The organism is Streptomyces sp. NPDC059897, from assembly GCF_042730865.1.
Lineage (GTDB): Bacteria > Actinomycetota > Actinomycetes > Streptomycetales > Streptomycetaceae > Streptomyces.
Genome location: NZ_JBHWKQ010000002.1, coordinates 1 through 20,201, shown reverse-complemented (window position 1 = coordinate 20,201; position 20,201 = coordinate 1). Strand labels below are relative to the sequence as shown.

Sequence of the window (20,201 nt, the reverse complement as noted above, 5' to 3'; positions counted from 1 at the left end):
CCAGGTCGGTGTCCAAGATCGGTAGAAGTTGGCGCGAATTGGGTGCACGTTACCTATCGGTATGCATCGACTTGATTACCTATCAACAGTAGAACTCGTTCCCATTCTGTAGAGAGTGAGGAACGTGCAATGACCGACTCAACCCGTCCCGAAGTGGCCCGTAGCGGGATCTCCCGCCGAGGCTTCCTCGCAGGAACAAGTTCTGTTCTCGGCGCCGTGGCCCTCAGTGGCCACGCCGCCGCGGCCGACCGCTCCACCGCGGCCGCCGTCGCCTCCGTCGCCGACGGGGCACACCTGCCCGCCCTCGTCATCGGCACCGGGTACGGCGGCTCCGTGGCCGCGCTCCGGCTCGCCGAGGCCGGCGTCGACGTGCGGATGGTGGAGATGGGCATGGCCTGGGACACCCCGGGATCCGACGGCAAGATCTTCGCCAACACCACCACGCCCGACAAGAGATCCTTCTGGCTGAGATCCAGAACGAAGCAGCCCCTGAGCAACTTCCTCGGCTTCCCGCTCGACAAGGACGTCCCGAAGTACACCGGAATCCTGGACGCCGAGGACTTCGCGGGCATCACCGTCTACCAGGGCCGCGGCGTCGGCGGCGGCTCGCTGGTCAACGGCGGCATGGCGGTGACGCCCAAGCGGGAGAACTTCGCGGCGATCCTGCCGTCCGTCGACGCGGCCGAGATGTACGGCACGTACTACCCGCGCGCCAACGCGGGGCTCGGCGTCGCCACCATCGACCCGAACTGGTTCGAGACCGCCGCGTGCTACCAGTACGCGCGCGTCGGCCGTAAGCACGCCCAGCGCTCGGGCTTCCCCTTCGTGTTCGTACCCGACGTGTACGACTGGGACTACATGAAGCAGGAGGCCGCGGGGACGGTGCCGAAGTCGGCGCTCGCGGGCGAGATCCTCTACGGCAACAACCACGGCAAGAAGTCACTTCAGCAGACCTACCTCGCGCGCGCCACGGCCACCGGGAAGGTCACCATCTCCCCGCTGCACAAGGTGACTTCGGTCGCCCCGGCCGCCGGCGGCGGCTACACCGTGCGCATGGACCAGCTGGACACCACCGGCACCGTCACGGCCACCAAGGAGGTCACCGCGGAGCGTGTCTTCTTCGCCGCGGGCAGCGTCGGCACCAGCAAGCTCCTCACCAGGCTCAAGGCGACCGGCGTCCTGCCCGCGCTCAACGGTGAGATCGGCAAGGGCTGGGGCGACAACGGCAACGTCATGTGCGGGCGCGCCAACCACATGTGGGACCCCACCGGTTCGCTCCAGTCGTCGATCCCCACCGCCGGAATCGACAACTGGGCCGCGGGCGGCGCCTTCGCCGAAGTGGCTCCGCTGCCGACCGGCATCGAGACGTACGCGTCGTTCTACCTGTCCATCACGAAGATCCCGCACCGGGCCGCGTTCACGTACAACCCGACGTCGGGCGGCGTGGATCTGAGCTGGCAGAAGGCATGGAAGCAGTCGGGCATCGACATGGCCAAGACCATCTTCGACAAGATCAACGCGAAGGAGGGCACGATCTACCGCACCGACCTGTTCGGTACGTACAAGATCTGGGGCGACCACCTCACGTACCACCCGCTGGGCGGCGCCGTGCTGAACAAGGCGACCGACAACTACGGCCGCCTGCACGGCTATGCGGGCCTGTACGTCATCGACGGCGCGCTCATCCCGGGCAACACCAGCGTCAACCCGTTCGTGACCATCACGGCGCTCGCCGAGCGCAATATCGCCAAGATCGTCGCCACTGATCTGTGACGGCCGCGCCCTGCCCCCGTCGCGACCGTCCGACAGCAGGTCACGGCTTGGGCAGGGCGCACACCGAGTCGAGCCCCAGCACGTGGTTGAGCCGTCCGAAGGCCAGCCAGGAGCCGATGGCCATGCTCAGCTCGACGATCTCGGCCTGGCTGTAGCGGGCGGTCATCCGCGTCCAGAACTCCTCGTCCAGGCCGTGGTGGTCGACGGCGTAGCGCTCCGCGTACTCGGCGGCGAGCCGGGTCCGCTCGTCGAACGCGTCGGTCTCGCGCCAGTCCTCGACGGCGTCGATGAACGACTCCTCGACCCGTACGCCGTCCCGCTCGGTGCGCCAGTCCAGGCAGAACAGGCACCCGTTGATCTGTGCGATCCGCAGCCGCGCGGCCTCGAACTCCCGCAGCCCCAGGGTCGAGTGGTCGTACACCGCCATGGAGAACTGCGCCGCCGCGGGCCCGATGCCGGGCACCATCTCGCCCCACACGTACGGAATGGGTTCCTGCCCGGCAGGTATGTCGATCCTCATGGCTGCTTCCGATGTCGTCGCTGCTTCCGTCATGGCTGCTTCCTTCCGAGCCGGCCGACGGCGGGGGAGACGGGCACGTCGAGCGCGTCGTAGAGCCCGGGCGGCGCGGCCACGAGCCAGTCGATCGCGCCGACGAGCCGCCCGACGGCGGTCGCGTTGCCGCCCGCCGCGTGGTTGCCGCCCTCGTCGGTGGCCTGGACGGTGACCTCGATGCGCGGGCGGCCCTCGACGATCACCCGGTGCGCGCCGGCCCCGCCGCCGGGCGGCACCGGCCAGTCGGGCGCGCAGGACGGATGGATCCGTGTCACGTGCTCGACGACGATGCGCACCTCGCCGTCCACGACGCCCTGCACCTCGAAGCGGACCGCGCCCTGGGTGCCCGCGGCGAAGTCGCCCATGGCCGTCGTCGTGACGTCGCTCTCCAGGGCCCGGCGCTCCAACGTCTCGCGGATCTCGTCGAGTTCGACCCCGAGCGCCCGCGCCATCAGTCTCAGCTGCCCGCCCCACACCATCGTCGGCACGGACTCCGCCAGCATCAGGGGCTCGTACTCCATGGGGTGTCCCATGCCGACGAGGTGGCGTACCGAGTCCTCCTGGTCGTACGTCGAGTAGTCGAAGATCTCCTGGCAGCGCAGCGCGTCGACGCGGGTGCCGAGACCGCTGACCAGCAGGGGCAGCACGTCGTTGGCCCAGCCCGGATCGACGCCGGACACGAACAGCGAGCCGCCGCCCTCCGCGATGGCCGCGCGCACGGGATCGGTGAAGTCGGGCGGTGCGCTGCGGTGGTCGTAGAGCGGATAGAGGGCGGGGGAGACGACGACGGCACCGGCGCGCAGGGCACGGCAGATGTCGTCGAGGGCCTCGTCGGGGCGCAGCTCGCCGGAGGCCGCGTAGAAGACGGCGCCGGGCCGGGCCGCGAGCACCGCGTCGACGTCCGTCGTCGCGGCGAGACCGAGGGCGTGGTCGCAACCGGCCAGGTCGCCCGCGTCGCGGCCGTCCTTGGCGGGGTCGTGCACGAGCACGCCGCAGAGTTCGAGCCCGGGGTGGGCGTCGACGGCTCGGATCGCCGCGCGTCCCACGTTCCCGGTGCCCCAGACCACCGTGGAAGTCATGCGCCGGAGCGTAACTTGACGAGTCGTCAGTTCATAGGCCTGCTGCTTGAGTTGTCACTTCGCTGCGACTTGTGTCTGGACGCCGAGGAGGGCGGAGCGGGCCACGGCGACGGCTGTGGATCCTGGCGGACCACCTGGACGTGACCCGGAACGCCCGCTGCTGAGGCACGCGGACCAATCCGGGTGCGCCCGGATGACGAACTACGGTCGAGAACACATGCCAGTCACTGCCGGCGTGGCAGGAAAACCGGGGGGTTCGCATGCAGGTGAGGCTACTGGGGCCGCTTCATGTGATCGAGGAGGACATTCCCGTCCAACTGCCGGGAGAGAAGCTCAGAACGATTATGGCGGCCCTGGCTCTCACACCTGGCACCCCGGTGCCGGCCATTGATCTGCTCGACGAGCTCTGGGGAGATCAACCTCCGAAATCCGCGGACAACTCCCTGCAATCGCATGTCGCACGATTACGCCGTGTCCTCGCCGAACGGACCGGCAACCCGAAAGCCCGGCATGTCATCCGTACGACGCGCTCCGGATACCTGCTCGACGTAGACCCCGCGGACGTCGACGCACTGCGTTTCTCGAATGCCGTGGAGGCGGCGGGCCGACGCCTGAACACAGATGGCGAAGGCGCCATCGAGCTGCTCACCGACGCTTTCTCCGAATGGCGGGGGCCGGCCCTTGTCGATACGGGGAACGGCATGATCTGCCGCATCGCGTATACCCGGATCGAGGAAACGGTGCTGATCGGCCGGGAGTTGTTCGTCGAGGCACACCTGAGGCTCGGCAGGCACTGGCAGGTGATTCCGGAACTTGAGCAGCTGATGACTCAGCACCCCTTGCACGAGCGCTTCTGCGAACAACTCATGACCGCCCTGTACCGGTCGGGCAGGCAGGCGGACGCCCTCAGGGTCTACCGCAGGGCCCGGCACAACCTGGACGCGGAACTGGGGATCGAGCCCGGTCCGGGGCTGCAACGGAGGTTCAGGCAGATCCTCCACCAGGAGGGGACTCTACTGCGCGGCGCCTGAGAGCCGCTGCGTCGGCCCACCGGTCTCGCCTACCAGGAACTGGATCTCCTTGGCGTGCATACTCCTTGAAGTCCAGGAGCGCCGCCGCTTGCCGTTCCGGAGGTCCGAATGCGCCGCCGAGGTCAACGGAATTGACTGACGTCGCGGTCTCAGTGGATTTTCAGCGGGGTTTCAGTAGCCCTTGCGATGCTCGTCGATATGTACCGCACCCATGCGTCCTACGAATACGCGGAACACGTGCCCATCGAGCAATGGGGCCACGTACTCGGAGCCGACTCCCTTCGCCAGTCCTCACGGATGAGTCGGTGTGCTGCGCAAGTAGAGCGCACACCGCACACCCGGAAAGTGATGACTGAGCCACTCGCTGCGCCGGTCCCGCAGGTCGACCGTGGCGCTCCTCGCTTGTTGTCCTCCCCGTCGGAATACGCTCCCGACGGTGTCTATATCGACCTCTCCGCACACTTTGGTCAGCATGTTCACGTGAAGTGCGAGGGACTCAACCTCGCCGGCTCCGTGAAGGTCAAGGCGGCGGCCGAAATGGTTGACGCAGCGGAGCGCACAGGGCTCCTCAAGCCTGGTGGAAAGGTCATCGAGTCATCCTCCGGGAGCCTCGGAGTGGCGCTCGCGATGATCGCCGCTCACCGCGGCTATGAATTCATCTGTGTGACCGACAACCGCTGCAACGATCGCAATCTGCGACTGATGAAGGCCTATGGCGCCCACGTCGTCGTCATCGACACCTCGGATCCGGTCACAGGGCTGCTCGGCGCCCGGCTCCAGCACGTCCGAAACGTCTGTGCGGACGATCCGGACGTCCTGTGGATCAACCAGTACGCCAACGAGAACAACTGGCTGTCCCACTACAAGAGCACCGGTCCCGCCATCGCCGCCGCGTACCCGGACGCCGACATGGTCTTCATCGGGGCGGGCACGACCGGCACCCTCACCGGCTGTGCGCGCTATCTCAAGAAAGTCGGGCACCCCGCGCGGATCATCGCCGTCGACAGCGTCGGATCCGTCACGTTCGGCGGCCCGGCGGGGGCCCGCCACATTCCCGGGCTCGGTACCGGTAAGCGTCCAGAGATCGTCGACGAAAGTGTCATCGACGAAGTCATCATGGTGCCGGAAATCGACACGGTGCGTATGTGCAGGAAGCTGGCAGCCCGCGGCTATCTGTTCGGCGGATCGACCGGAACCGTACTCGCCGGGATGGCCGGTCGCATCGCGGACGAGCGTGTCGGGACGAAGGTCGTCGCCATTTCGCCGGATCTCGGTGAGCGCTATCTCGATTCCATCTACGACGACGAGTGGGTCCGCGGACATTTCGACGTCTCCGAGACGGGAGCCCTCTGATGGGGCGGCCGCAGAGCCTTCAGGAAGGGTTCGAGCAGCAGGCGCTCGCGACACCTGACCGCCCCGCACTGGTCTTCGGAGACGAGCGGCTGACCTACCGGGAACTGCGGGCCGAGGCCCACCGGGTGGCCTGGCGGCTGCGGGAACTCGGCGTCCGCCGGGAGACCCTCGTCGCCATGGCGTTCCCGCGGTCCGCGGACGCCGTCGTCTGTCTGCTGGGCATCGTGCTGGCGGGCGGCGCGTATCTGCCCGTCAATCCGGACTTTCCCGCGGAACGCCTGGCCGGCATGCTCGGCGACTCGCGGACACCGCTTACTGTCTGCGCACCGCAGGCGGCGTCGGCTCTTGCGGCGGCCCTGCCCGAAGGGGTGGCGCTGCACCGCTTCGACGACCTGCTCGGCGCCGCACCCCAGGATGAGCACCGCGCCCTGCTCCCGCAGGAGGCGTCGCCCGACTCGCTCGCCTATGTGATGTACACGTCGGGCAGCACCGGCCGCCCCAAGGGCGTCATGGTCGAGCACCAGGGCGTGGTGCGCCTCGTCAAGGAGACCGACTACTTCGACTTCTCCTCGGACGAACGCTTCCTGCTCACCGGCGCCCTGGAGTTCGACGCCTCCACCTTCGAGATCTGGGGAGCGCTCCTGAACGGGGCGACGCTCCACATCGTCGGGGAGGAGACGCTCGTCGTCCCGGAGCGTCTCAAGCGGGCGCTGCGCGAAGCCGACGCGACCGTACTGTGGCTGACGACCCCGCTGTTCCACCAGCTCGTCGATGAGGACGTCACCCTTTTCGACGGGCTCGGCACGCTCCTCGTCGGCGGCGACACCGTGTCCTGCCCGCACGTGAACAAGGTTCTCGGTGCCTGCCCGGGGCTGCGGCTGCTCAACTGCTACGGCCCCACCGAGAACACGACGTTCACCACCGTCTTCCCGGTGTCAACACCCCCAGACACCGCCGTGCCCATCGGCCGGCCGATCGCGGGAACCACGGTGCGTGTGCTGGACGACACCCTGCGACCGGTCGCACCCGGCCGGATCGGGGAGCTGTTCACCGCGGGCCTCGGGCTCGCCCGTGGCTACCTCCACAACCCGGAGGCCACGACAGCGAGCTTCGTCGACGTCGACGGTGAGCGCCACTACCGCACCGGTGACCTCGTGAGCGCGGACGCCACCGGTGTCCTGTCCTTCCACGGCCGCACCGACGACCAGGTGAAGATTCGCGGCCACCGTGTCGAGGTGAAGGAGGTCAACAGCGCGCTGCTCGACGTGCCGGGCGTGCGCGACGCATACACCGCCGTACGCGATCCCGGCAACGGCAACGGCAAGTGCCTGATCGCCTATGCGGTCCTGGACACCGGATGCGACGAGCACACCGTTCTGGCCGAACTGCGACGCAGGCTGCCCGCGTACATGTGCCCCGACCGTGTCACGGCGCTGCCCCGCCTGCCACTGAACGCCAATGGCAAGGTCGACGCCGTCCGGCTGCCCGCACCGGCCGCCGCGCGGCCCCGCACCGAGCGACTCGGCCCCGAGGAGGACCGGCTCGCCCGGCTCTGGGCCGACGTACTGGCCACGGACGCCGAACTCATCGGCCCCGAGAGCGACTTCTTCGAGCTCGGTGGTACGTCCATCACCGCCGGCGCGCTCATCGGCCGCATCGCCCGTGGTACGGGCGGAGTGCTCAGCTTCCAGGATCTGTTCGCCACCCGGACCCTGCGGGCGATGGCCCGCGCGGTCGCGTCAGGCGGCGCCGAAGGCTTCACGGCGATTCCGGCCATTCCCGACGCTGCGGGCGAAGGGCCGCTGCCGCTGCACCCGCAGCAGCGCGGCCTCTACGCCCTGTGGCAGTCCGACGAGAAGTCACTCGCCTACAACATCCCGGTGCGCCTGGACATCAGCGGACACCTGGAGCCCGACCGGCTCCGGTCGGCGCTGAAGTCTCTGACAGAGCGTCATGAGGCCCTGCACACCCGCTTTTTCGCCGAAGGCGACACCGTCCATCAGATCGTCGAGCGAACCGTCGAGGTCGCGCTGGACATCGCCGTGAACGCCGACGTCCCCACGGACGAGGCAGCCGTTGAGCGCCTCGTGCGACCGTTCGACCTCGCTCGAGCCCCACTGCTGCGGGCCTTGCTCGTCACTCAGGAGCACGGGGACGACCGGCTGTACCTCGACATCCACCACATCGTCTTCGACGGGGTCTCCCTCGCGCTGCTCGTCGACGGACTGCTCGACCTCTACGTCGGTGTCACTCCCGGGGAGCCGGCCACGACCTACGCGGCGGCCGCCGCGTGGCTGAACCGCGAGCTCGGCGCGGGCGGCCGGTTCGCCACCGACGGCCAGTACTGGCAGGAGCGGTTCCGGGACATTCCGGAACCCCTCGACCTGCCGACGGACCACCCGCGCGCCACGATCCGTAGCACTCAAGGAGCCGTGGTCCGGCGGGAGCTGGGCCAGGCGGTCCAGCAGGAGGTGGCCCACTGCGCCGCCGCACACGCGGTCACCGACTTCTCCGTACTGCTCGTCGCCTATGCCACCGTGCTGGCCCGGATCAGCGGGCAGCAGGACCTGGTCGTGGGGTGCCCGGTCAGCGGCCGGGTCCATCCCGACCTCGACGGAGTGATCGGCATGTTCGTCAATACGCTGCCCCTGCGGCTGAGGATCGACGATGCCACCACCATCACCGAGCTGTTGGGACAGTCCGGGCGCGAACATCGCACCGCCCTCACCCATCAGGCCTACCCCTTCGAGCAGTTGGTGCGGCAGCTCTTGCCACGCCGTGACCTGAGCCGCACCGCCCTGTTCGACGCCTTCTTCGCGCTGCAGAACATCGACTTCTACACGTTCCGCAAACACGGCCGCCGCGTCAGGCTGACGCTGCCGCACCAAGGCACCGCCCGCTTCGACCTGAACCTCCAGGCCTACCAGCGGCCCGAGGGACTGTGCCTCGAACTCGAGTACTCCACGGCCCTGTTCACCCGGCAGTCCGCCGCGACACTCCTCGACCAGATCGTGGCCGCCACGGATGAGGTGCTGCACGCCCCCGACCACCTCGTTCTCGCGCCGGTACCCGCCGCGGCGCCCGCCCCTGTCGTACCCGCGGCCGACTTCGCCTACTAGGACCCCTTCATGAGTAACGTCATCGCTCTTCAGCAGGCCCTGCGTGCCCACCCCCAGCAGTCCGCGTACTGGCAGGAGCAGCGGCACACCTGGGCCGAACCGACCGTCCTGGTCCGAGACCATCTGCGCCCGCGCTCCGAGGGGGACACCCGCGTTCGCAGCGGCCTGGCCGCCGATGCCCTTGCCGCGGCCGACCGGCTGACCGCCGGCGATCCGATGTTGCGCCGGATCCTCGCGGGCGCCGTGCTCGCGCTGGTCGCCGCCCGCGCCACCGACCGCCAGGACCTCACTGTCTTCCTGCCGACCGATGCCGGACCGGTCCCGGTCTCGCTCACCGTCGCCCACGACCTCACGGGCCGCGCGCTCCTCACCGCGCTGCGCTCCGCCTACCTGACCGCCGCGCTGCATCTCGACATCCCCGTACAGGCCCTGCTCGACCGCGACGAGGACCGGCCCAGCGATCTTCTGCTGTCCCTGGACGGGCAGTTCGCCCTGGCCGACGCGGAGCGTGCGGGCTGCCCGCTGCTGTTCGACGTACGCGGCGACGCCGTCACCGTCCACTTCGACGGGCGGCTGTTCACCCAGGCCACCGCGCAGCGGCTCGCCGACACCTATGCGGGTCTGTTCGCCGCTCTGGTCGCCGAACCGGCCCGGCCGCTGGCCGGCCGTCTCGCTGCGAACGTGGACGAACTCCGCGTGATATCAGACGAGTTCAACGCGACCGACGCGCCGTTTCCCGACACCCGTACGCTCCACAGCTTCCTGGAGGAACATGCGGCTGCCGCTCCGGACACCGTCGCCGTCGTCGACGACGCGCTGACATACGGCGAACTCAACGCCGCCGCCAACCGGCTGGCCCGCGTGCTGCGCGCCCGTGGCGTCGGCGCCGGAAGCATCGTGGGCGTGTGCGTACCGCGCTCGGCACGGATGCTCGTCGCGATCTACGCCGTCCTCAAGGCAGGAGGCGCCTATCTGCCTGTCGACCCGACGCTGCCGCGCGAGCGCGTCGACTACCTCCTCGACCACAGCCGCACCGCACTCGTCGTCACCACGGACGAGACCCGACACGTCGTCGCCGGACATGAGGTCCTCGACGTCGGTGCGGGCGACACCCAGGCCGACAGCCGTGACCTGGAGCCCGTGAGCGGCCCGGACGACCTCGCATACGTGATCTACACCTCGGGCTCCACCGGCCGACCCAAGGGAGTCATGGTCGAGCACCGCGCCATCGTGAACCGGCTGTGGTGGATGCAGCGGGCGTACCCGCTCGGCGGCGACGACGTGATCCTGCACAAGACGCCTTTCACTTTCGACGTCTCGGTGTGGGAGATCTTCTGGTGGTCGCTCGCGGGCGCGGCGGTGACCACGCTGCCGAACGGCGACGAGAAGAACCCGGAGCGGATCGCCGAGGCGATCGTGGCGGCCGGCGTCACCACGCTGCACTTCGTACCGCCGATGCTGCACGCGTTCCTGCAGTATGTACGGGCCACCGGCAGCGGGGGCCGACTCGCCCCCGTCCGACGCGTGTTCGCAAGCGGCGAGGCGCTCGCCGTCGCGCACGCCGAGCTGTTCCAGGAGGTGCTCGACGCCGAACTGGTCAATCTGTACGGGCCGACCGAAGCGGCCGTCGACGTCACCTGCCAGCCGTGCACCACGGTCGACCCCACCCGGTCGATCCCGATCGGACGGCCCATCGACAACATCCGCCTGTACATCCGCACCGCCGCGGGCGCCCAGGCACCGATCGGCACCCCCGGCGAACTCTGCATCGCGGGCGTGGGCCTCGCCCGCGGCTATCTCAACGCACCGGAGCTCACCGACGAGCGCTTCCTGCCGAACCCGTTCGAGCCGTCCGGCCGCATCTACCGCACCGGCGACCTGGCACGCCGGCTGCCGAACGGCGACATCGAGTACCTCGGCCGGATCGACACCCAGGTCAAGGTGCGCGGCTACCGCATCGAACCCGGCGAGATCGAGCACGTCGCGGGCGGCTGCCCCGGGGTCGCCGACTGCGCCGTGATCGCCTTGGAGGACCGTGGCGGCGACCGGGCCCTGGCAGCGTACGTCGTCACGGGCGAGGGCTTCGACGCCGACGCCTTCCGGGCGCACCTCGCCACGCGCCTGCCGTCGTACATGGTCCCGCGGCACGTCGTCGAGATCGCCGCGATCCCGACCAACCACAACGGCAAGCGCGACCTCAAGGCGCTGCCGCGGCCCGTGACGACACCTGAGGGCGGCAGCGTGGCGCCGCGTACACCCGTGGAGCAGCAACTCGCCGACATCTGGGCGGAAGTGCTCGGCGTGGACCGAGTCGGCGTCCACGACAACTTCTTCGCACTCGGCGGCGACTCGATCAAGTTCATCGGAGTACTGGCACGGGCCCGCGCCGCCGGACTGCGGTTCACCTTCCAGGCGCTGTTCGCACACCCCACCGTGGCGCGGCTCGCCACCGTCGTCGAAACCGGTGAGCCCGCCAACGACGACGGCTCCGAGCGACTCGCGCTCTTCGCGCTGCTCGACGCCGCCGACCGCGCCCGCCTCCCCGAGGGGATCAGCGACGCCTATCCGATGTCGCGGCTCCAAGTCGGTCTGATCTACGAGGCCACCCGCAGCGGCGTCGAGGGCATGTACCACGACATCCTCAGCTACGGCATCGACGAACGGGTGGACGTCGACCTCTTCCGGCAGGCCGTCGACCACGTGGCCCGTCGGCACGCGGTATTCCGCACCTCTTTCCACCTCGACGGTTACAGCGAACCGGTGCAGCTGGTCCACGCCGACGCACCGTCCCCACTGACGGTGCACGATCTGCGCGGGCTGACGGACACCGAGCAGGCAGCGGCCCTGGAGGAGTTCTCCCGCCAGGAGCTGCGGGCCGGTTTCGTGTACGGCACCGCCGACCTCGTCCGCGTCCATCTGCATCTGGTGGCCCCCGAGCGGTTCCAGTACTCGCTCAGCTACCACGACGCCGCCCTGGACGGCTGGAGCGTCAACACCATCCACCGCGACATCTTCGCCGCGTACTTCGCGCTGCTGGACGGGCGGACGCCACAGACGCCCGCGTACGACGTGGACTACCGGGACTTCATCGCGCTGGAGCGCGAGGCCCTCGACTCCGAGGAACAGCGCGCCCATTGGCTCAAGGCGATGGCGGACGCGGAGCGCACCCAGCTCCCGCGCCTGACCGCCGAGTCCGGCGCCGCGGCGGAGCTGCCACCGGTGGTGCTGCACGACGTGCCGCTGCCCGAGGGACTGTCCACCCAGCTGATCCGACGGGCGCACGCCCTGCGGATACCGGTCAAGTCGCTGCTGCTGGCGGCGCACACCGCGGTCCTCGGGTTCGTGGCGGGCACCGACGACGTACTGACCGGATACGAGCACTCAGGGCGCCCCGAGGCCGAGGGGGGCGAGAACGTGCCCGGTCTTTTCCTGAACACCGTGCCGTTCCGTCTGACGATGACACCCGGGCACACCTGGGCGGACCTGGCGCGCGACGTGTACGAAGCTGAGAGCGGGATGCTGCCGCACCGCCGCTACCCGATGGCCGAGATCAAGCGGGCCGTCGGCAGCCGCGACCTGCTCTTCGAGACGGTCTTCAACTTCACCCACTTCCACGTCCTGAAGAGCCTGGGCGAACGCGACGGCTTCACGCTGGTGCGGTCCGTCGTCAACGCGCAGACGGAGTTCCCGTTCCGCGCCGAGTTCTCCCAGGACGCCGTCTGTGACGAGGTGCTGCTCAGCCTCCACTACCACCCCGATGTCTACGATGCCGCCCAGATCGCCCGCATCGGCGCGTACTACGCCCGGGCCCTGACCCAGCTCGCCACCGAGCCGGAGCGGCCGGTGCGTGGCGCGTCCCTGATGGACAGTGCCGAGCTGGCCGCGCTCGGCGACTTCGCCGGACCCCAAGTGACGCTGCCGCAGGGCACGTTCGTCGACGCGTTCGCCGGGACCGTCGCCCGGACACCCGACACGATCGCGGTGCAGCACGGGCAAGAACGTCTGACGTACGCCGAACTCGATCGAGAGTCCGACCGGTTCGCCGGCTTCCTCGCCGGTCAAGGTGTGCGCGCGGGCGACGTGGTGACGACGATGCTGCCGCGCGGCATCGACTGGGCGGTGACCGTGCTCGCCCTGCTCAAGAGCGGAGCCGTCTATCTGCCGCAGGACCGCGACCACCCCGCCGATCGCGTCGCCTCGGTGCTGCGCCGCAGTGAATGCGGGTATGTCGTCGCGGACCGGGCGGACGCCGACCGGCTCCACAAGGCCTTCAGCGAGCGGGTGGCGGCGCTGCATGTCCTGTCGTACACGGACGCCGCGTCGGCCGAGGCCCGGCCGCTGCCGGTGCGCCCCGAGCCGGGCGATTGCGCGTACATCATTTTCACCTCGGGCTCCACGGGCGAGCCCAAGGGCGCGGCCATCCGGCACTCCGGCATGCTCAACCACCTGCTGGCCAAGGAGATCGACCTCAAGCTCACCGAAGCCGACCGGGTGGCACAGATCGCGACCCAGTGCTTCGACATCTCCGTTTGGCAACTGCTCGTCGCGTGGCTGCGCGGCGGCCGGACCGTGATCTACGGGCAGCACGAGATCGTCGAGGCGGGCGCCTTCCTGGCATCGCTGCGCACGGACCGCGTCACGATCCTGGAGGTCGTCCCGTCCTACCTGGACGCCGTGCTCACCGAGGTCGCCCTGCACCCCGTCGCCCTGCCCGAACTGCGCTTCACCATGGTGACCGGAGAGCCGTTGCCGCCGGCCCTCACCCACCGCTGGTTCGCCCACTACGGCGTACCGCTCGTGAACGCCTACGGGCCCACCGAAGCCTCCGACGACGTCACGCACCACATCATGGAACGCCCCGTGAAGGAGGCGCGCACCCCGGTCGGACGACCCGTCATCAACACCGGGATCCACGTGGTCGCACCCGACAACTCGCCCCGCCCGAGCGGAAGTTACGGCGAGATTTGCGTGACCGGAGCCGGCGTCGGTCTCGGCTACGTCAACGACCCGGAGCGCACCGCGGCCGTCTTCGTGCCGAACACGCTCGACGACCTGTCGCCGGTCATGTACCGGACCGGCGACGTGGGCCGCCGGCTGCCGGACGGGTCGCTGGACTGCGCGGGCCGCGTCGACCACCAGGTCAAGGTGCGTGGACACCGCATCGAGCTCTCCGAGATCGACGTCGCGCTGGAGCGGCTGCCCGAGGTCGACGGTGCCGTCACCCTGACCCGCGAACTCCACGGCGACAAGCGCCTGGTCGCGTTCTGCACCGGTACCGCCGAGCCCGACCCGGCCGCCTTCCACACGCTGCTCGCCGCCTCGCTCCCGGCCTATATGCACCCCGAGATCGTGGTGCGCCTGGACGCGTTCCCGCTGACCGGCAACGGGAAGGTCGACCGCAAGGCACTGGCCCGTCACGAACTCGCCGCCGCACAGCGCACGGACGCCGTGCCGCCCGCCGACGCGCAGGAGCGGCTGGTACGCGACCTGTTCGCGCAAGTGCTGAACCTGGCACCGGAATCGGTCGGCGTGACCGACAACTTCTTCGAGATCGGCGGACACTCACTGGCCGCCATGAAGGTCACCGCCGCCTCTCAGGGCCGCATCGTCCTGCGCGATCTGCTGGCCCGCCCGACAGCACGCCAACTGGCCCTCGGCATCAAGGAGACGGCGGCCACGTCCCGTGACCTGCTCGTGGATCTCACGGCGGCAGCGGGGGCCACCTGTGCGCGGCCCGCGGCGACCGTGGTGTGCGTCCCGTTCGCGGGCGGCAGCGCCGTCAGCTACGTCTCCCTCGCCAGGGAGCTCGCCGCCGCGGACGCCCCGGTCCGGGTGCTCGGCGTCGAACTGCCAGGCCGCGGCGCGGGCGACACCCTCGCCCAGGTCCCCGTCGAGCGGCTCGCCCAGCACCTCGCGGAAGAGGTCGCGGGTGCGGTGGACGGTCCCGTCGCGCTCCTCGGCCACTGTGCCGGGGCCGCGTTCGGCCTCGTGGCGGTGCCCGCGCTGCGCCGCGCCGGAGTCGACGTACGGACGCTGCTGGTGGTCTCCAAGCTGCTCAAGTCGGTGAACCCGGCGGACCATGCCGAGAACGAGGTCATCGACATGTCAGAGCAGCAGATCCTCGACTGGCTGGTGGACCACACCGGATTCGACGAGATCGCGGGTCTCGGCCGCCAGGAGCGCGCCGATCTGGCCGGTGCGTTCCAGTACGACACCGCGCAGGCCACCCGTGCCATCCACCAGGCGCTGACCGCTCACCCCGCGAGCCGGCTCGACTGCGCGCTGACGGTGCTGATCGCCGACGACGACCCGCTGGCGCAGGGCCACGAGGACACCGCGCACCACTGGGACCTGTTCGCGGACACGGTGCGGATCGAGGTCGCCGCCGACGGCGGTCACTACCTCAACGCCACCCACCCCGAACAGATCGCGGCCGCCCTCCGTACCGACCTGGGGGTCTGACCAATGGACACCGTCACGATCGTGCTCATGGGCGCGGTCACCTTCGCCCTGCGGGTCTGCTTCTTCGGTCCGCTGGGGCCGGAGCGGCTGCCCGGCGGCGTCGAGCGTGCGCTGCCCTATGTGATGCCCGCCGTCCTGATGGCGATCATCGTCCCGTCCGTGGTGCTCGCCAAGTCGCCCGGCGGCAGTCTCGGGCCGTTGTCCCCCTATCTGATCGGCGCGCTGGTCGGTTTCGCGGTCGGCGTCTTCAAGAAGGACAACTTCTTCCTGGTGTTCGCCTCCTCCGTCGCCGCGTTCGCCGTGGCCAAGATCCTGCTGTGATGGGGAGTCCGCCCTTGACCACGCATTCGTCTCCGCCGCCCGCCCCGCTGCTGAGCCGCCGCCAGGAGACCCGCGCCGGGCTGCGTGACGCGCTGCCATTGGCCCTCGGCGCCCTGCCCTTCGGCCTGTTGTTCGGCACGGTCGCGCAGCACTCGGGGCTGAACCTGCTGGACACCGTGCTGATGAGCGCCCTGGTCAACGGCGGCTCCGCGCAGATGATCGGCATCGGCCTGATGTCGTCGGGAACCGTCTGGTTACTGGTGGTGGCGACCTGCCTGGTCGTGAACATGCGCCACGTCTTCTACTCGGCGGCGCTGTCGGCACAGGTCCGGCATCTGTCTCCGACGTGGCGTGCGGTGCTCGCCTTCGGGATGATCGATGCCGTCTACGCGCTCGCCGCCAAGCGGTACGACGGGGCGACCTGCGAGCGCACCGGCCAGCGGCACTGGTACGTCCTGGCAACCGCCGTCCTGATGTACGTCGGCTGGCTCTCCAGCACCCTGACCGGCTATCTCTTCGGCCAGGACGTCACACGTATCGACGGACTCGGCCTGGACTTCGCGATCTACGCCACCTATATCGGCCTGGTCGTCTCCTGCTTCACCAGCAGGCGTGCGGTCGCGGCGGGCCTGCTGGGCGGCGCACTCGCCCTGGCTCTGCACCAACTCCCGTACCAGAGCGGTCTGTTCCTGGCGACATTGCTGGCGACGGTGGGCGTCGCTGTATGGGAGGGGCGCGTCAGGGCCGCGGACTCCCAGGCCACGGACGCCTGAAGCCACCACCTGCCTCTCCAGCTCCACACCTGCATCCAACCTGCCTCTGGAGACAGTTCATGTCGCACCACACCCCGCAGTTCTCCGTCATCAGCGGAGCCACCGTCCACCAGGTGCTCGCCGGTCGCGAACAGGAGATCGTCGACTTGGTCGCCCGTGCCTACACGGCCCACGGCGAGCAGCAGAGCGTCAACCCGCCCAGCTACTTCCTGCGCTTCCCCGACAAGCCCGACGCGCGCATCATCGCGCTGCCCGCATCCTTGGGCGCGGAGTTCAGCGTCGACGGCATCAAGTGGATCTCCAGTTTCCCGGCCAACATCGCCTCGGGCATGCCGCGGGCCTCCGCCGTGCTCATCCTCAACGACCACGAGACGGGCTACCCGTTCGCGTGCCTGGAGAGCTCCATCATCAGCGCCACGCGCACCGCCGCCTCGGCAGCCCTCGCCGCCGACCGGCTGCACGTCGGCCGGCCCCGGCCGCGGCGGATCACATTCTTCGGCACGGGACTGATCGCCCGGTACATCCACAGGTATCTGACAAGCACCGGCTGGGACTTCGACACCGTCGGCGTGTACGACCACAGTCCCGAGTACGCCACCCGGTTCGCCTCGTACGTGACCGGGACGGGCACCGCGGACACGGTGCGGATCATGCCCGACGCCGAGACGGCCGTGCGCGCCTGCGACCTCGTCGTTTTCGCCACGACGGCAGGGGAGCCGCATGTGCACGACGCGGCCTGGTTCGACCACAGCCCGACCGTCCTGCACATCTCCCTGCGCGATCTGGCCCCGGAGATCATCCTTGGCTCGACGAACATCGTGGACGACGTCGAGCACTGCCTGAAGGCGCGCACGTCGCCGCACCTGGCCGAACTGGCCTCCGGTAACCGGTCGTTCATCGACGGCACGCTTCACGAGGTACTGGAGGAGAAGGTCGAACTCCCCACGGACCGTCCCGTGGTGTTCTCGCCGTTCGGACTCGGCGTCCTGGATCTGGCCGTGGGCGCGCACGTCTACGCCGAGGCCACCCGAAGGGATCTCGCGACGCCCGTCGAGGGCTTCTTCCACGACATGAGCCGCTACGCCTGACCGTCGTCGACGCCGCTCCGCTCTGTGGGCGCCCAGAAGAACAAATGTCCCTCCAGACGCCCATCTTGACGTTCTAGAAGCACCCAAGATTCTGAGCGCTGTATGAAACAAGAAGGTTCTTCCTCTGCTGGCGGTACAGCAGAAGTGCCCATGCTGACCTGGGGAAACGGTGCCTTGTAAGGCTCTCGGGCGGGGTCTGGTCCGGGAATGGTCCGGATCTTGGTACCCGCTGCCCCGGGCGGCTGGAGCGGTCGGGAGAGTGGAGGACGCTCTCGCGCGTGGCCCGTCCTATCGACTACGGCTGGTGGTCGTCGCAGAGCTATCCGGCGGGATAGAAGCGCGCGGGTACCCCGCATGGCTGTAGCGCACGGTCTTTGGCGAGCGGGATGCCGGGATGTGTGGGAGCAGCGCGACTCGTGGTCCGGCGCGGCGGTGGCCGGACACGGCAAGGTCGGAATGCCGTCCTCCACAGGACGCAATACCTGACGTTGTCTCGGCATTAGCTACCACCGAACCGCGGCGCGCCAAGCCGTAAAATCCGGCGGTGAACGCCAACGTCGTCCGGCCGTTGTGCGTGTTCGCGGGGGAGGACATCGTATGCAGGACCTTTCGGACTCGACGGAGGGCGCGGAGCTGGAGGCGAACGGCCGGGCCAGTACGGCTGGTTCACCCGCTCGGGACGATTCGGCAGCCGAGGCGGACACTGGTTCGTCGGCCGCATCGATGGTCATAGCGGAGGTGCTCCCAGGGATCGCTGTTGTCTTCGGCGACAAGATCCCGGCGGAGCTCAAACCCGACCTCCTCGACTTCGGGCTCGTATCAGCAGCCGACCGCAAGCAGATTTCCACTGTCCTCGCCTCGATCGGGAACACGGCGACCGTGGCCGGCAACCTCGGCGACGCACTCGCCAGCGCGCAAGGCATCTACAGGATCAGTGACGCGACTCAGGCTCTGCTGAGATCCGGCGCGACGCTCGCCGTCAAGGACGGCGCGAACCTCGGAACGGTGATGTTCCAGGGCCGCTTCATCGCTCAGGCACGCTTCATCCCCGTGACTTCGGTGAGTGCCGCCCAGACCTTGGCCACGATCGGGCCGGCGCTGGCCATGGTCGCCCTTCAGGTGCAGCTCAGCGAGATCACAAGGCTGGTCAGAACCAACATCGCGATGTCGTCGTCAACGGTTGGGTCCGCTCCATCCCGGACTGAACTCTGACCAACACCAAACGTATGGGCTGGATCCTCGACGACCACGGACGGGCGGTGCGCCATGTCCCCACCGATCTGTGGCGCCCGCCGGAACCGGCGTGACGCGTGTGCTTCAGGCCGCCGGTGGACGCTGACGTTGTGCCGGCGCGATCGTGGCGAGAGTGTCCACCACGGCCGTGCAGTACATCGACGATGTCTTGGAGCCGCCCCGCCGGCTGGGCGGGCTGCGGACGACCGCTATCGGGAGCTGCGGCCGGTACGGCAGCTGAGCGAGGCCAGCTGCGACGTCCTCGACCAGCTCGCCGCGCGACCGCCCACTTCAATCGCGAGCGCCAGGTGAACGGTCTTGTCCTCGCGGACGAGGGGAACGGGACCTCGGGGCTACCGGAACTGGGGAGGGGCGCTGCCCGGAGTGACAAACGCCCGAGGAGGAACTCCGAGGCGGACCCCTGCCCGGGACGGATCGCCCGGAGGACCGGGACCCCCGGCCCATGCGCCCGGGACGCCGGGCGCGGGACCGTATGCGGTGTGCGGGGGGCCGGTGGCCGGGGAGGGCCGCGTTCGAGGGAGGAGCCCCCGCACTCACAGCACGGCAAGGCGCCGAACGGGGCAGCGCACACTGCGCGACCGAGCGGCCGACAACAGGGGGAAGACGTCATGACAGCACCGGTGACAGGCACGGGAACGGCCGGCGTCGCACGGTCCGGCGAGGCCGAGCGCGGCGCGGAACGTCCGGCAGGGGTCGGGGAAGGGCGGGGCTGGGCCTGGGGCGGGATCGCCGCCGGGGTCGCCGGGCTGCTCGTCTTCGCCGCGGCCGGTCCGCTGTGGCCCTACGCGGAGAGCGACCTCCGGGACAGCGCGCTGATGGTGGGCAAGCTGGAGGACTCCACCATGTGGGCGGTGTACGCGACCCAGTTCGCCTTCACGCTCGCCGCGTTCGGGGCCGTCCTGTTCGGCGCCGGGCTGCGCCGCCGCCTGGAGCGGCAGTGTCCGGCCGGAAGCCTGGTACCGATGACCGCCTACCTCGGGATGCTGCTCGTCGGCGTGATGAACCTGGTCGGCACCGGCATGGGGACGGAGATGTTCCACGCCGTTCTCAACCGGGAGAAGACCGACCCCGACACGATCGTCGCCGGACTGTCCCAGCTCGGCACGTACGGCTGGCTGTGGACCGGACTGCTGCTCACGGCGGCGTCGCTCGCCGTGGCCGCGTTCCGGCAGGGGGCCGTCAGCCGGTGGATCGGTGTGGTCAGCGTCCTGTTCGGCCTTGGCCTCCTGGCGACGGCGCTCGCCCCCCTCCAGTACATGGCGCTCTTCGTCGGAGCCCCGTACCTGCTGGTCATCGGTGCGGCGTTCGCCTTCGGGCGGGCCCGGTCCGAGGTCTGAGGAGCGGCACCGCTCCGCTGCGCGACACCGTGGCCGGTGGCCCGGGAAACCTCCCGGG

The 20,201-nt window shown here is 69.3% G+C and carries 12 protein-coding genes; 10 read left to right on the top strand and 2 right to left on the bottom strand.

The window, feature by feature from the left end; genetic code table 11:
- The first annotated feature begins 129 nt into the window (after window positions 1-129).
- A complete protein-coding gene (locus ACFV9W_RS02740; protein ID WP_385754936.1) occupies window positions 130-1,773 on the top strand; it encodes a GMC oxidoreductase in 1,644 nt (547 codons plus the stop codon).
- A gap of 40 nt (window positions 1,774-1,813) precedes the next feature.
- Here the strand turns inward: ACFV9W_RS02740 and ACFV9W_RS02735 are convergent, their stop codons facing one another.
- Both ACFV9W_RS02735 and ACFV9W_RS02730 read right to left on the bottom strand, forming a co-directional pair.
- On the bottom strand, window positions 1,814-2,293 hold the full coding sequence (locus ACFV9W_RS02735; protein WP_385755501.1) for a carboxymuconolactone decarboxylase family protein: 480 nt from the start codon (window positions 2,291-2,293) through the stop codon (window positions 1,814-1,816).
- Between the two features lie 29 nt (window positions 2,294-2,322).
- Window positions 2,323-3,405 carry a dihydrodipicolinate reductase gene (locus ACFV9W_RS02730; RefSeq protein WP_385754934.1) on the bottom strand — a complete coding sequence of 361 codons (1,083 nt, stop codon included), beginning with the start codon at window positions 3,403-3,405 and terminating at the stop codon, window positions 2,323-2,325.
- 290 nt (window positions 3,406-3,695) lie between these two features.
- Between ACFV9W_RS02730 and ACFV9W_RS02725 the strand changes: the two genes are divergently transcribed.
- The 9 genes from ACFV9W_RS02725 to ACFV9W_RS02685 all read left to right on the top strand — a co-directional run bounded on the left by ACFV9W_RS02725 (window position 3,696) and on the right by ACFV9W_RS02685 (window position 20,143).
- A complete protein-coding gene (locus ACFV9W_RS02725; protein ID WP_385754932.1) occupies window positions 3,696-4,436 on the top strand; it encodes a BTAD domain-containing putative transcriptional regulator in 741 nt (246 codons plus the stop codon).
- A gap of 348 nt (window positions 4,437-4,784) precedes the next feature.
- Window positions 4,785-5,789 carry a 2,3-diaminopropionate biosynthesis protein SbnA gene (sbnA, locus tag ACFV9W_RS02720; protein WP_385754930.1) on the top strand — a complete coding sequence of 335 codons (1,005 nt, stop codon included), beginning with the start codon at window positions 4,785-4,787 and terminating at the stop codon, window positions 5,787-5,789.
- Window positions 5,789-8,908 carry an amino acid adenylation domain-containing protein gene (locus tag ACFV9W_RS02715; protein WP_385754928.1) on the top strand — a complete coding sequence of 1,040 codons (3,120 nt, stop codon included), beginning with the start codon at window positions 5,789-5,791 and terminating at the stop codon, window positions 8,906-8,908. Before sbnA ends, ACFV9W_RS02715 begins: the two co-directional genes overlap by 1 nt.
- A 9-nt stretch (window positions 8,909-8,917) precedes the next feature.
- Window positions 8,918-15,370: an amino acid adenylation domain-containing protein gene (locus tag ACFV9W_RS02710; RefSeq protein ID WP_385754926.1), complete on the top strand. Its 6,453-nt coding sequence runs from the start codon at window positions 8,918-8,920 to the stop codon at window positions 15,368-15,370.
- Between the two features lie 3 nt (window positions 15,371-15,373).
- On the top strand, window positions 15,374-15,691 hold the full coding sequence (locus tag ACFV9W_RS02705; protein WP_385754924.1) for an AzlD domain-containing protein: 318 nt from the start codon (window positions 15,374-15,376) through the stop codon (window positions 15,689-15,691).
- 14 nt (window positions 15,692-15,705) lie between these two features.
- A complete protein-coding gene (locus ACFV9W_RS02700; protein ID WP_385754922.1) occupies window positions 15,706-16,464 on the top strand; it encodes an AzlC family ABC transporter permease in 759 nt (252 codons plus the stop codon).
- Window positions 16,465-16,523: 59 nt separating this feature from the next.
- A complete protein-coding gene (gene sbnB, locus ACFV9W_RS02695) occupies window positions 16,524-17,552 on the top strand; it encodes a 2,3-diaminopropionate biosynthesis protein SbnB (protein ID WP_385754921.1) in 1,029 nt (342 codons plus the stop codon).
- 597 nt (window positions 17,553-18,149) lie between these two features.
- The gene (locus ACFV9W_RS02690) at window positions 18,150-18,764 is read left to right on the top strand and encodes a hypothetical protein (protein WP_385754920.1); all 615 of its coding nucleotides are present in this window, start codon (window positions 18,150-18,152) and stop codon (window positions 18,762-18,764) included.
- A 650-nt stretch (window positions 18,765-19,414) separates the two neighbouring features.
- On the top strand, window positions 19,415-20,143 hold the full coding sequence (locus ACFV9W_RS02685) for a hypothetical protein (protein ID WP_385754918.1): 729 nt from the start codon (window positions 19,415-19,417) through the stop codon (window positions 20,141-20,143).
- The last annotated feature ends 58 nt before the right edge of the window (window positions 20,144-20,201 follow it).

Bases quoted from the DNA above. Each gene is read 5' to 3' on its own strand.
- sbnA (WP_385754930.1), top strand. From the start codon at position 4,785: ATGACTGAGCCACTCGCTGCGCCGGTCCCGCAGGTCGACCGTGGCGCT.
- ACFV9W_RS02690 (WP_385754920.1), top strand. From the start codon at position 18,150: ATGCAGGACCTTTCGGACTCGACGGAGGGCGCGGAGCTGGAGGCGAAC.
- ACFV9W_RS02685 (WP_385754918.1), top strand. From the start codon at position 19,415: ATGACAGCACCGGTGACAGGCACGGGAACGGCCGGCGTCGCACGGTCC.
- ACFV9W_RS02705 (WP_385754924.1), top strand. From the start codon at position 15,374: ATGGACACCGTCACGATCGTGCTCATGGGCGCGGTCACCTTCGCCCTG.
- ACFV9W_RS02715 (WP_385754928.1), top strand. From the start codon at position 5,789: ATGGGGCGGCCGCAGAGCCTTCAGGAAGGGTTCGAGCAGCAGGCGCTC.
- sbnB (WP_385754921.1), top strand. From the start codon at position 16,524: ATGTCGCACCACACCCCGCAGTTCTCCGTCATCAGCGGAGCCACCGTC.
- ACFV9W_RS02735 (WP_385755501.1), bottom strand. From the start codon at position 2,293: ATGAGGATCGACATACCTGCCGGGCAGGAACCCATTCCGTACGTGTGG.
- ACFV9W_RS02710 (WP_385754926.1), top strand. From the start codon at position 8,918: ATGAGTAACGTCATCGCTCTTCAGCAGGCCCTGCGTGCCCACCCCCAG.
- ACFV9W_RS02730 (WP_385754934.1), bottom strand. From the start codon at position 3,405: ATGACTTCCACGGTGGTCTGGGGCACCGGGAACGTGGGACGCGCGGCG.
- ACFV9W_RS02740 (WP_385754936.1), top strand. From the start codon at position 130: ATGACCGACTCAACCCGTCCCGAAGTGGCCCGTAGCGGGATCTCCCGC.